Genomic DNA, 11,593 nt, shown 5'->3' with positions numbered 1-11,593 from the left:
GGGAATTGATGCAAAGCTTGCCACTCTACCGGGGCTGGCCGGCGGATGCCCATCAAGGTCACGCAAATTAGTGCTTCCCTTGGTCGTTCTTTGCGTCTCCAAGGGAAGGTAATTCCCTTCCAAAGGCGCTTTGACGAAAAGGGCGATAGTCGGTCTCCTCGATCGCGACGAATCCTCGGTGGCGGATGGCTCGGAGTACTTCCAGGCCATGGGGTGTGTCCTGCATGCGGATCAGCTGGTCCTCCAGGTCCGGTAAACCTGCAAGCACTTCTTCGCGGGCCAGGAGGGTCATGCCCGGAAAACTAGGTGATTGCGAAATGACTCGAACGAGCGTTCCATCGTACAGCGACATCAGCGTCTGCGCACTCTCGTCACGACGTTGATCATCGATCAGATCGCCGTCCGTGACCAGGACCAGGGCTTCTGCTTCTCCGCGCAGAAATGTGGTGATGGCACCACTGTGGTGATGGTGGTGCCGGACGGTCGGGGGTGATGATCCGTCCGGCCAAACAAGGTTCGAGAGCATGTGGTTCAGGAACGCGGCTGCAAGGCTTTCCTCGAACGGTGCGGCGATTTTGCTGTTCGCCAAGTCTTCGATGCGGTTGAACCGTGCCTCCGGCATTACGGCGACCAGGATCGCCAAACGGTCCTGGGTTGCCGCTACAGCTCGATAATTCGTCTCCTCGATCAAGAAAGGCACAACGTGCGGTGACGTGAACACGAGATCGTAGCGTTCGGTCCAAATTCTGCCGTGGAAAACGTCGCGTGTGCGTGCCGACTCGATTCGGACGGGCACCCCGAGTTGCTCGGCAAGCCAGTCGCGCAGCGGCGCGTAGCGCTCGAAGAGAGCTGGAGCACTAAGAAACGGCTGGATGCCCAGCAGGCGTGTTTCCGTTCCGTGTGCAGGCGCCAGAGCGACGAGCATCAGAATCAGGCAGGACACTGCGGCCCGGGAGCCCTTGGTCAAGAGGGGTAATTCCGGGGAGGGTCGTCGACCTAGTCGGACTCTGAACATGTCTGTGTGCCGGCCTATGTACAGGTTGTGGATTGCGCGGTGTGAGGTTGGGGTGCATCCGTGCTTGGCTGACTGCACGGATGTTTCCCAGAACCAGAAACCGGTTATCAGGGTAGCCAATAAAGTGACGCCTCTCTGGGGGGGGCAGCGCGCTTCCGCTCCATGGGCGTCAATAATTGGTCGGCCGGGCGCCGGGTGCGGCCTGGTGCCAGCCTTGCCTGCACTGGCTTCTTTCTTGCTTGGAATGAAGACGGCGATGCAAGAGCGTACTCATGGTACGACAGGAGAAGAGATGACCGGAATATTCGAAAGGATTGCCGAGGCGCTGTTGGCCACGTTGCAGGGGCTGAGCCCGCTGACGGTGATTGGTCTGTTCGCGTTGTTGCTGTTCGGGCTGTTCCTGGTGGCCCTGATGGCGACGGCCCTGCGTCGAGCGGAGGCGCTGCAGGGAGCGGCGCCGGCGCTGCTGACCACCGTGGGGATTCTCGGCACCTTCCTCGGGGTCGCCATCGGACTGCTGGATTTTGATGCTGGACGGGTGGAGGCCAGTATCCCGGCCTTGCTGGAGGGGCTCAAGCTGGCCTTCGTGACCAGCATCGTGGGCATCTTGCTGGCGGCGGTGTTGCGGATGGTTCAGGTGATGGTACCCGCACCGACGGCATCCCCCGAACCGTCTGCTGAGGGTGCGTCGGATGCACCATTGGATAATGCGCACCTGGCGGCACAACAACGGGATGCCTCGCTGGCCGTAGTGGAGGCGGTGCGGGCCCTCGATCAGCGCCTGGATGCCCGGCTGGAGCAACAACACCGCGAATTGACCGGCGCGCTCGATGGCATGGCCGAGCGCATCACCGAGATGAGCAGCGGGCACCTGGTAGAAGCCCTGGAGCGGGTGATCCACGATTTCAACGATCGCCTGGGTGAACAGTTTGGCGAGAACTTCCGGCGTCTGGATGACTCGGTCGCTCGCCTGGTGGAGTGGCAGGATCAGTATCGCGAGCAGATGGACACCCTGCATCGGGCCTTCGACCAGGCCCGTGCCGGGGTCGAGCAGACCGAGCAGACCCTGGAGCGCATGACCGGGCAGGCCTTGCAGATCACCCGGCACGTGGAGGATCAGGAATCGACGCTCTCCAGTCTGCGGCGCGAGACGGTGGAACTGGAGGCCCTGCTGGGGAGCATCGCGGCCCTGCGGGATCGTGCCACCGAGGCCTTCCCGGCGATGGACGCACGGCTGGAGGCGATGCTTGAGAGTATCGAGAATGCCGTCCAGGCAGGGCTCGCGGCGGAGACGCGCTGGGGTGGGGAACGCTCCGCCGCCATCGCCTCCGCGGGCGGGCGTAATTGATGTTTTCCTGGTTAGCGCGCCGCCGTCGGCGACAAGGTATGGCCGCGGGAAACGAGGCCGACCAGGGTTCGCACTGGCTGGCAGTGGCGGACCTGATGGCCGCGCTGATGATGATCTTCCTGTTCCTCGCGCTGCTGCACATGGTTCAGGTGGAGCGCGAGAGCGCGGTGCATACCGAGGTTCGCAACGAGGCGGCCGCCTTGCGCGCGGCGATTTATTCGGTTCTGGAGGAGGAGTTTCGCGAGGATTTGCCGCGCTGGAATGCGGAACTGGACCGCGACAGCCTGACCTTGCGCTTTCGCGAGCCGGAGGTCCTGTTCGAGCGCAGTTCGGCACGCATCCGGCCGCGCTTCGAGGCGATTCTCGAGGACTTCATGCCGCGCTACGCGGAACAGTTGCGTCCGTTCGCCGAGGTCATTCGGGAGGTGCGGATCGAGGGCCACACCTCCAGCGAGTGGGCCGGCAGCGACGATGCGCTGGAGGCCTATTTCGGAAACATGGATCTTAGCCAGCGCCGCACGCGCGCGGTGCTGGAATATGCCTATCAGCTGGAGCCCTTGCAGGAGGCGGACTGGTTCCGCTCGCGGGTCGCGGCCGTGGGGTTGTCCTCATCACGCCGGGTGCTGGACGAGCGCGGCGAGGAGGATCGTCGGGCATCCCGCCGAGTCGAGTTCAGTGTCCTGACCGATTTCGAGGCGCGCCTGCTGGGCGCGGGGGCGGCGTCCGACGAGGCAGGGCCCCGACCTCTGGAGGCGCGCGGGCGCTGACCCGGTTGCCGTCAGATGGCGCCGAGCAGGGCCTTGCGCAGGTGGGCCTGATCCTCGTCGTCGAGCGCCGCGTGGCCGGGGCGGCTGAGGAGGAAACTGTCCTCGACCTGTTCCCCGGCCGTGGCGATGCGTGCAGTCCGCACGTCGATTCCCTGCTCGGCAAGGACATGCCCGATGGTCGACAGCAGGCCGGGTCGGTCCAAAGCGCGCAGCCGCATGCGCGTTGCCTGGCCGCCCGCAGCGGGTTCGAATTCGATCTGCGTATCCACGTCGAAGTGCTTGAGGCGGCGTGGAAGCTGGCGTGAGGCCGGGTTGGGGATGGTCCCTTCGCGTTCGAGTTCACGTTCGAGGCTCTGGCGGATCTCTTCGGAGCGATAACCGGCATCCACGGTCTGGCCCCCGCCGCTTTCGAGAACCAGAAAGGTATCCAGCGTGCGGCCGCCCGCGGTCGTGATGATCCGTGCGTCCACGATGTCCAGTCCCAACTGGGTCAGGGCGCTGGTGATGCGCGCGAAGATCCGGGGATGGTCGCTGGCGTAGACGAAGATCTCCGTGCTCCCGCGCGAGGTCTTCGGGCGCACCAGGATCAGGGGGAGGGCGTCCGGGGGGAGTGGCAGCAGGGCCCGGCCGTGCCAGGCGATCTCGTCAGCGGAATGGCGCAGGAAGTATTCGTCGTCCAGTTCGTCCCACAGCTTCCGGGCCTGATCGGTATCGAAGCCTTGTTGTTCGATTAACGCGAGTGCCTCGGTGCGGGTTTGCCGGATCTGTTCGTCCATGTCCGGCGGGGTATCCAGACCCCGGTCCAGGACATTGCGGGTGGCGTGATAAAGGGTCTGGAGCAGGGAATCCTTCCAGCTGTTCCACAGCTCCGGATTGGTTCCGCGGATGTCGGCAATGGTCAGCAGATAGAGAAAGTCCAGGCGTTCGCGGGTGACCACCTCGCGGGCGAAACCCATGACGACCTCGGGATCGGAGATGTCCTTGCGCTGGGCCGTCAGCGACATCAGCAGGTGGGAACGCACCAGCCAGGCAACCAGGCCGGCATCCGCGTCCGACAGGCCGTGATGCTGGCAGAAATGCAGGGCATCGTGGGCCCCCAGCTCGGAATGATCACCCCCGCGGCCCTTGGCGATGTCGTGAAACAGGGCGGCCAGCACCAGGCGTTCGGGGCGCACCAGTCCGGAGTAGATCTGGTGCGCCAGTGGCTGTTCGTGCGCGAACTCGGGCAGCGCCAGGCGGCGCGCGTTGCGCACCACGTTCAGGGTGTGCTCGTCCACGGTGTAAGCGTGGAACAGGTCGTACTGCATGCGTCCGATGATGCGCCCGAAGGCCGGCAGGTAATTGCCCAGCACGCCGTAGCGGTTCATGCGGCGCAGTTGGCTGGTGATCCCGCGCGGGGCGCGCAGGATGTCCATGAACAGCTCGCGGCACACCGGATTGCGCCGGAAGTGCCCATCGATCAGGTGGCGGTGGGCCCGGATCAGGCGGATGGTGGAGGCGCGGATGCCCTGGATCTCCGGGTGTTCCTGGAGCAGGCGGAAGACCTCCAGCAGCGCCGGCGGATAGATCATGAAGACCTGGTCGTGCGCCGCCTCGAGGTAGCCGCCCCGGACCTGGAAACGCTGGTGGATGCGTACGGGGTCCTGCAGGGCTTCCGGATCGTCGAGGATGGCCTCGTTGAAGTGTTGCAGCAGCAATTCGTTCAGCCGCTCGAGATCGTTGATGGTGCGGAAGTAGCGCTGCATGAACTGCTCGACCGCCCGGTTGTGGTTCTGGTCGACGAAGCCGAAGGTGTTGGCCAACTGGCGCTGCAGATCGAAAAGCAGGCGGTCCTCGCGGCGGCCCGCGAGCATGTGCAGGGCAAAGCGCACGCGCCAGAGGAAGTTCTGGCCCTCCATCATCTCGCGGAATTCGCCCTCGCGCAGGAAGCCCAGTGACACCAGCTCCTCGATGCGCTCGGCGCCGTAATGACGCTTGGTGACCCAGCCGATCATCTGGATGTCGCGCAGGCCGCCGGGGCCTTCCTTGACGTTCGGCTCGAGGCGGTAGGCGGTCTCGCCAAAACGTCGATGGCGGGCTTGTTGTTCGGCCAGCTTGGCGGCATAGAAACTGCGCGAGTCCCAGATGCGGTCGGGCTCGATGGCGCCACGGAAGTCGTTGAACAGGCTGAGATGGCCGGCCAGGTAGCGGGCCTCGATCAGGTTGGTCGCGACGGTGATGTCGTCGCGCGCCTCGCGCGTGCAGTCGTCGATACTGCGCACGCTGTGCCCGACCTCGATGCCGATGTCCCAGAGGAACGTGACGAAGTCGCTGATCCGGTCGAAGAGGGCGGGGTCATGTTCGCCCTCGAGGATGATCTGGATGTCGATATCGGAGGCCGGGTGCAGTTCGCCGCGACCATAGCCACCGACCGCGATCAGGCATAGCTGGTCGTCATCCGCGAGGCCCTTCTGGGCCCAGATCAGCTTGAGCAGCTCGTCGATGCGCCGGGCGTGGCCATGGATCAGCTCGGCGATCGGCATGCCGTCGCGAAAGCCCTGGTATTGCTGTTCCAGGATGGCGCGCCGGCGGTCCCGAAACAGCGCAATATTCCCCGGGTTGCGGCTCAGCCGCTGGTAGTCCTCGCCCCAGCCGGGGGTGAAGGCCGGAGTATCGAGTTCGCCGGGGGTGCTGCCCGCAGGATTCATTGGAGCTCCGTAGGTTGGGCGGTTCGAATCAGCGGGGAACAGGCGTGATGGCCTTCGATCAGGCCGCGATCTCCTGAGGTGGGGTTTCGTCCTTGCGCAGGGTCAGGATCTCGTATCCGTCGGCGGTGACCAGCAGTGTGTGTTCCCATTGTGCCGACGGACTGTGATCCTTGGTCACGGCGGTCCAGCCATCCGCCAGGATGCGGGTGTGGCGGCGGCCGGCATTGATCATCGGCTCGATGGTAAAGCACATGCCTTCTTTCAGGGTCATGCCGGTGCCAGGCTTGCCATAGTGCAGGACCTGCGGATCCTCGTGGAAGCCGCGCCCGATCCCGTGGCCGCAGAACTCGCGCACCACGGAGCAGCGTTGTGCCTCGGCGTACACCTGAATCGCGTGGCCGATATCGCCCAGCGTTGCGCCCGGGCGAACCTGCTGGATGCCGAGGTACATGCTGGTACGTGCCACGTCGATCACCCGCTGGGCCTGGATGCCGGCCTTGCCGATCACGAACATGCGGCTGGTGTCGCCGTGGAAGCCGTCCTTGATCACGGTGATATCGATATTGAGGATATCGCCGTTCTTCAGCTTGCGATCCCCCGGGATGCCGTGGCAGACCTGATGGTTCACCGAGGTACAGATCGACCTTGGGAAGCCGCGATAGTTGAGTGGGGCCGGGATCGCGTCCTGGGTGTTCACGATGTAGTCGTGACAGATCCGGTCCAGTTCCCCGGTGGTCACGCCGGCTTGCACGTGGGGCTCGATCATCTCGAGGACTTCGGCGGCCAGGCGGCCGGCGACGCGCATGTGTTCGATCTCTTCGGGGGTCTTGATGGAAACGGACATGGGGGCTCCCGCCGCGGCGCCCGGAGGGGCTCGGCGTTTGGTTCGGGTAAGTGTCCTATGCTATAAAGCGCGCGCCTCGCTGGCAATTCGGCGGGGCCGGAAGCCGCCTTTTGCGGGGCGACTCCCGAAACCTTAATCCACACACGCATCGGCACGATCTGTCGGGTGCCCGCCCTCGAAGAAGATTCGGTTCGGGTTTCAGATCGGGATGCGTGGAGGCTCAACCCGTTACAGGAGAAAACTCATGTCCCTCGTGACTATGCGACAGATGCTGGAGGCCGGTGTGCACTTCGGCCACCAGACGCGTTACTGGCATCCCAAGATGGCCCCGTACATCTTCGGGGAACGCAACAAGATTCATATCATCAACCTCGAGAAGTCCCTGCCGATGTTCAACGATGCGTTGAACTTCCTCGGCAAGATCGCTGCCGACGGTGGCCAGATCATGTTCGTCGGCACCAAGCGCTCTGCGCGCGACGTGGTGGCCGAAGAGGCAAACCGTTGCGGCATGCCGCACGTGAGCCACCGCTGGCTGGGCGGCATGCTGACCAACTTCAACACCGTCAAGCAGTCGATCAAGCGCCTGAAGGACCTCGAGACGATGGACGCCGATGGCAGCTTCCAGGTCCTGAACAAGCGCGAGGCCCTGAGCCGTCGCCGCGAAAAGGACAAGCTGGATCGCAGCCTGGGCGGTATCAAGGACATGAACCGCATGCCCGATGCGATGTTCGTGATCGACGTCGGCTACGAGAAGATTGCGGTGGCCGAGGCGAAGAAGCGCGGCATTCCGGTCGTCGCCGTGGTGGATTCCAACCATTCCCCGGTAGGCGTGGATTACGTGATCCCGGGCAACGATGACGCGATGCGTGCGATTCAGCTCTATGTGGCTGCGATCGCCGATACCATCATCGAGGCCAAGGGTGCGGTGACCACGGGTGGCATGGGCGAAGCAGAAGCCGCCGAGCCGGCCGCTGCAACGACTGACGCCCCCGACACCGCGTCGCCCGCCAACCCCGCTTGATAACAGGAGCCGGTCGCCAGCTGGCGGCCGGCTCGAGCATGATTCAGGAGCAAGCAACGATGCAGATTACTGCTGCACAAGTAAAAGAACTGCGCGAGCGCACTGGCGCCGGCATGATGGAATGCAAGAAGGCCCTGACCGAAACCGGCGGTGATCTGGAAGCGGCGGTCGAGGCAATGCGCAAGTCCGGCATGGCCAAGGCCGACAAGAAGGCGGATCGTGTCGCGGCCGAAGGTCGCGTCGAGATTGCCAGCGACGGTTCGCGCGCGGTGATCGTCGAGATCAACTGCGAGACGGACTTCGTCGGCAATGACGACAACTTCCGTGCCTTCACCAGCGCCTGCGCCAATGTGGCGCTGAACACCGCCGCTGATTCGGTGGAAGGCCTGATGACCGAGACCGTCGATGGTCAGACCCTGGAAGAGCAGCGTACTCAGCTGATCGCCAAGGTCGGCGAGAACGTCCAGGTCCGCCGTTTCGAACGCATGACGGCGGAAGGTGCGCTGGGTTTCTATCAGCATGGTGCCCGGATTGGCGTGCTGGTTGGCCTGAACGGTGGTGACGAGCAGCTGGCCAAGGATATCGCGATGCATATCGCGGCGAGCCATCCGGTGTGCATCGACGAGAGTCAGGTGCCGACCGAGATGCTCGACAAGGAACGTGCGATCTTCAAGGCCCAGGCCGAGGAATCGGGCAAGCCGGAGAACATCATCGAGAAGATGATCGAGGGGCGTATCCGCAAGTATCTGGGCGAGATCACCCTGGTGGGCCAGCCGTTCGTGAAGGATCCCGATCAGACGGTCGCACAGCTGCTGGAAAGCAAGGGTGCTTCGGTCTCCGGCTTCATCCGCTTCGAGGTGGGCGAGGGGATCGAGAAGAAGACCGAGAACTTTGCCGAAGAGGTAATGGCTCAGGCGCGCGGCGCCTGATCCAGAAGGACTCCGGGGCGGCCGCTTGATGCGGCCGCTTCCGGATAAAAGGGCCAGAAAAAACTGGCAAGCGAGAACAACCGAGCCCGAGATAAGGAACCCCATGAGTCAGGACAGCCAGCCCGCGTTCCGGCGCATCCTTCTGAAGTTGAGTGGGGAGGCCCTGATGGGTCAGCAATCCTACGGGGTTGACCCGGATGTCCTGGCGCAGGTGGCCGAAGAGGTCTCGGAGCTCTCCCGCATGGGGGTCGAGGTCGGCATCGTGATCGGTGGCGGCAACATCTTCCGCGGTGCGGGTCTGGCACAAGGCGGCATGGACCGGGTGACCGGCGACCACATGGGCATGCTGGCAACGGTGATCAATGCGTTGGCGCTGCAGGATGCGATCGAGCGCGCCGGGCGTTTTTCGCGGGTGATGTCGGCCATCCGCATCAACCAGGTGTGCGAGGACTACATCCGCCGGCGCGCGGTACGCCACCTGGAAAAGGGGCGCATCGTGGTGTTTGCGGCCGGTACTGGCAATCCTTTCTTCACCACGGATTCCGCGGCGAGCCTGCGAGCGATCGAGATCAACGCGGACATCATGATCAAGGCGACCAAGGTCGACGGGGTCTACGATGCCGATCCGATGACCACCAAGGATGCCCGACGCTACGAGCGGCTGACGTTCGACGATGCGCTGGAACAGCGTCTGGGCGTAATGGATACCACGGCCCTGGTGATGTGCCGAGACAATGGCCTGCCGATCCGTGTAATGAACATGTTTGCCAAGGGCGACCTGCAACGGCTCGTGATGGGCGAGGCGGTCGGCACCTTGGTCGAGGGAGCCCGTAATGAGTGACGCCACCCTGAAAGATGCGCGCGAACGCATGGACAAGAGCCTGGAAGCGCTGCGCAACGAGCTATCGAAGATTCGAACCGGCCGTGCGCACCCCACGCTGCTCGAACATGTGCATGTGGAGTACTACGGCATGGATGTGCCGATCAACCAGGTCGCGAACATCAATGCCGAGGACGCACGCACGCTCTCCGTGGTCCCGTACGAGAAGGACATGGTCGGCAAGATCGAGAAGGCCATCATGACTTCGGATCTGGGACTCAATCCGGCGAGCATGGGGACGACGATCCGTGTGCCGCTGCCGGCGCTGACCGAAGAGCGTCGGCGTGACCTGGTCAAGGTCGTCCGGGCCGAAGCCGAGCACGCGCGGGTGGCCGTGCGCAATATCCGGCGGGATGCCAACAACGCCTTCAAGCAGCTGGTCAAGGACAAGGAGATGTCCGAAGACGACGAGCACAAGGCGCAGGAGCTGATCCAGAAGCTGACCGACGACCACATCGCCAAGGTCGACGCGATGCTTGCGGACAAGGAAGCCGAGTTGATGGAAGTCTGACCGGCGCAGGCGATGCCGGTTACTACTTCACCCAGCGAGGCGCTCCCGGCGCACGTGGCCATCGTGATGGACGGCAACGGGCGGTGGGCCGAGGCCCGAGGTCTGAGTCGTTCCGAAGGCCACCGGGCGGGACTGGAGGCGACGCGGCATGCCGTGCGGTTTTTCGCCGAACAAGGCGTGGGCACCCTGACGCTGTTCGCCTTTAGCAGCGAGAACTGGGGCCGCCCGCGCGAAGAGGTCGAGGCACTGTTCGATCTGTTTGTGGCCGCCATCGAGGCGGAACTCCCGGAACTGATCGAGCGCGGGATCGCGCTCACCTTTATTGGCGATCGCGCAAGCTTCCCGTCGGATCTGCAGACGCGGATGGCGGAAGCCGAGCAGGCCTCTGCCGCCAACGAGGGTATGCGGGTTGTCGTGGCACTGGGATACGGTGGCCGCTGGGACATCCTGCAGGCGGCCCGCCGCTGGGTGGCCGCCGGCGACGAAGGGGCGAATCCCGAGACTTCCTTCGCCGGCTATTTGAGCACGGCCGGGATGCCGGACGTCGATCTGTTGATCCGCACCGGCGGCGAACGCCGCATCAGCAATTTCCTCCTGTGGCAGGCGGCGTATGCCGAGTTGCTCTTCATCGAGACGTTCTGGCCGGACATCACAGCCGATGATCTGCGACAGGGGCTGGCGTGGTATGCGAGTCGCCAGCGGCGTTTCGGCTGCGTGACCGGAGCCGCCGAGGCAAGTGCGCGGGAGGTGCCGAGTGCTTAAACAACGGATTCTGACCGCCGCGGCACTGGGTTTGCCGGCGCTGGCCCTGGTGGCCTGGGGCCCGAACTGGGCGGTGCTGGCGCTGGTCGCGCTGGTCCTCGGGTTGGCTTCCTGGGAGTGGGGTGGACTGGCGGGGCTCGAAAACCCGTTGGCACGCGGTGCGCTGGTGGCGGCCGTGGTGGTTCCCGTGGTTGCGCTCGGTCTGGCGCCGGTTGCGGGGTTGCACTACCTGATCCTGGGTCTGGTGTTGCTGTGGTGGCTGGTGATCCTGTTGCTGTTGCCGTTTTATCGCGAGCGCGAGACGGCCGCGCCGGCATCCCGTCGGACCCTCTTTGCGGTGGCCGCGATCATGACGTTGGTGCCGGCGGGAATGGGCCTGGTTTGGCTGCATGCCCTGGCACCGTTGCTGGTGGTCTATCTGGTGGTGCTGGTTGGCCTGGCCGACACCGGGGCGTATTTCGCCGGGAAGGCGTTGGGGCGCAACCCGCTGGCGCCACATATCAGTCCGGGGAAGACCCGCGAGGGCTTGCTTGGCGGTCTGCTGACGGTGCTGGCCTTCGCAATCGTGGTCGCGGCCGCTTGGGGCCTCGAGCCGATGGACGCGATGGTATTCCTGCTGCTGTCGGTACTGATCGGGCTGGTCTCGGTCGTGGGGGACCTGTTTGAGAGCATCCTGAAGCGACAGGCTGGCGAGAAGGACAGTGGTTCCTTGCTGCCGGGCCACGGGGGTATTCTGGACCGGTTCGACAGCATGGTCGCGGCGGCTCCGGTTTTCCTGGCCGGGTTGCTGTGGCTGGCGCTGATTCCGGCCCCGCCGGTGGCGGCATAG

General features: G+C 64.2%; 11 protein-coding genes. 8 read left to right on the top strand and 3 right to left on the bottom strand.

Features of this window, described 5'->3' with window-relative positions:
- Positions 1-67: 67 nt before the first annotated feature.
- On the bottom strand, positions 68-967 hold the full coding sequence (locus F618_RS0108360; RefSeq protein ID WP_019568294.1) for a phosphate/phosphite/phosphonate ABC transporter substrate-binding protein: 900 nt from the start codon (positions 965-967) through the stop codon (positions 68-70).
- Between the two features lie 340 nt (positions 968-1,307).
- On the opposite strand from F618_RS0108360, the gene F618_RS0108355 reads away from it, so the two are divergent.
- Positions 1,308-2,363: a hypothetical protein gene (locus F618_RS0108355; protein ID WP_019568293.1), complete on the top strand. Its 1,056-nt coding sequence runs from the start codon at positions 1,308-1,310 to the stop codon at positions 2,361-2,363.
- Entirely contained in the window at positions 2,363-3,130 is a 768-nt protein-coding gene (locus F618_RS0108350) for an OmpA family protein (RefSeq protein WP_026331197.1), read from the top strand. Before F618_RS0108355 ends, F618_RS0108350 begins: the two co-directional genes overlap by 1 nt.
- 11 nt (positions 3,131-3,141) lie before the next feature.
- Here the strand turns inward: F618_RS0108350 and glnD are convergent, their stop codons facing one another.
- Together glnD and map are read right to left on the bottom strand one after the other, a co-directional pair.
- On the bottom strand, positions 3,142-5,817 hold the full coding sequence (gene glnD / locus F618_RS0108345; RefSeq protein ID WP_019568291.1) for a [protein-PII] uridylyltransferase: 2,676 nt from the start codon (positions 5,815-5,817) through the stop codon (positions 3,142-3,144).
- 58 nt (positions 5,818-5,875) lie between these two features.
- The gene (gene map / locus F618_RS0108340) at positions 5,876-6,661 is read right to left on the bottom strand and encodes a type I methionyl aminopeptidase (protein WP_019568290.1); all 786 of its coding nucleotides are present in this window, start codon (positions 6,659-6,661) and stop codon (positions 5,876-5,878) included.
- Between the two features lie 244 nt (positions 6,662-6,905).
- On the opposite strand from map, the gene rpsB reads away from it, so the two are divergent.
- The 6 genes from rpsB to F618_RS0108310 all read left to right on the top strand — a co-directional run bounded on the left by rpsB (position 6,906) and on the right by F618_RS0108310 (position 11,593).
- Entirely contained in the window at positions 6,906-7,682 is a 777-nt protein-coding gene (gene rpsB / locus F618_RS0108335) for a 30S ribosomal protein S2 (RefSeq protein ID WP_018938603.1), read from the top strand.
- 59 nt (positions 7,683-7,741) lie between these two features.
- Positions 7,742-8,611: a translation elongation factor Ts gene (gene tsf / locus F618_RS0108330; RefSeq protein WP_018145573.1), complete on the top strand. Its 870-nt coding sequence runs from the start codon at positions 7,742-7,744 to the stop codon at positions 8,609-8,611.
- A 103-nt stretch (positions 8,612-8,714) separates the two neighbouring features.
- The gene (gene pyrH, locus F618_RS0108325) at positions 8,715-9,452 is read left to right on the top strand and encodes a UMP kinase (protein WP_018145574.1); all 738 of its coding nucleotides are present in this window, start codon (positions 8,715-8,717) and stop codon (positions 9,450-9,452) included.
- Positions 9,445-10,002 (top strand): ribosome recycling factor, encoded by a 558-nt coding sequence (gene frr, locus F618_RS0108320; protein WP_018169869.1) that lies wholly within the window; start codon positions 9,445-9,447, stop codon positions 10,000-10,002. Before pyrH ends, frr begins: the two co-directional genes overlap by 8 nt.
- A gap of 12 nt (positions 10,003-10,014) precedes the next feature.
- Entirely contained in the window at positions 10,015-10,764 is a 750-nt protein-coding gene (gene uppS, locus F618_RS0108315; RefSeq protein ID WP_019568289.1) for a polyprenyl diphosphate synthase, read from the top strand.
- Positions 10,757-11,593, top strand: coding sequence for a phosphatidate cytidylyltransferase (locus tag F618_RS0108310; RefSeq protein WP_019568288.1), 837 nt, complete (start codon positions 10,757-10,759; stop codon positions 11,591-11,593). The genes uppS and F618_RS0108310 overlap by 8 nt, the downstream gene beginning before the upstream one ends.

The sequence above is a fragment of the Thioalkalivibrio sp. ALMg13-2 genome (genome assembly GCF_000381185.1).
Taxonomy (GTDB): domain Bacteria; phylum Pseudomonadota; class Gammaproteobacteria; order Ectothiorhodospirales; family Ectothiorhodospiraceae; genus Thioalkalivibrio; species Thioalkalivibrio versutus.
Note: the sequence above shows the minus strand (reverse complement) of the source record. Positions and strands in the feature narration are given on the sequence as shown.

Coding starts and splice junctions, on each gene's coding strand:
- tsf (WP_018145573.1), top strand. CDS start 7,742: ATGCAGATTACTGCTGCACAAGTAAAAGAACTGCGCGAGCGCACTGGC.
- F618_RS0108350 (WP_026331197.1), top strand. CDS start 2,363: ATGTTTTCCTGGTTAGCGCGCCGCCGTCGGCGACAAGGTATGGCCGCG.
- glnD (WP_019568291.1), bottom strand. CDS start 5,817: ATGAATCCTGCGGGCAGCACCCCCGGCGAACTCGATACTCCGGCCTTC.
- uppS (WP_019568289.1), top strand. CDS start 10,015: ATGCCGGTTACTACTTCACCCAGCGAGGCGCTCCCGGCGCACGTGGCC.
- rpsB (WP_018938603.1), top strand. CDS start 6,906: ATGTCCCTCGTGACTATGCGACAGATGCTGGAGGCCGGTGTGCACTTC.
- pyrH (WP_018145574.1), top strand. CDS start 8,715: ATGAGTCAGGACAGCCAGCCCGCGTTCCGGCGCATCCTTCTGAAGTTG.
- map (WP_019568290.1), bottom strand. CDS start 6,661: ATGTCCGTTTCCATCAAGACCCCCGAAGAGATCGAACACATGCGCGTC.
- F618_RS0108355 (WP_019568293.1), top strand. CDS start 1,308: ATGACCGGAATATTCGAAAGGATTGCCGAGGCGCTGTTGGCCACGTTG.
- frr (WP_018169869.1), top strand. CDS start 9,445: ATGAGTGACGCCACCCTGAAAGATGCGCGCGAACGCATGGACAAGAGC.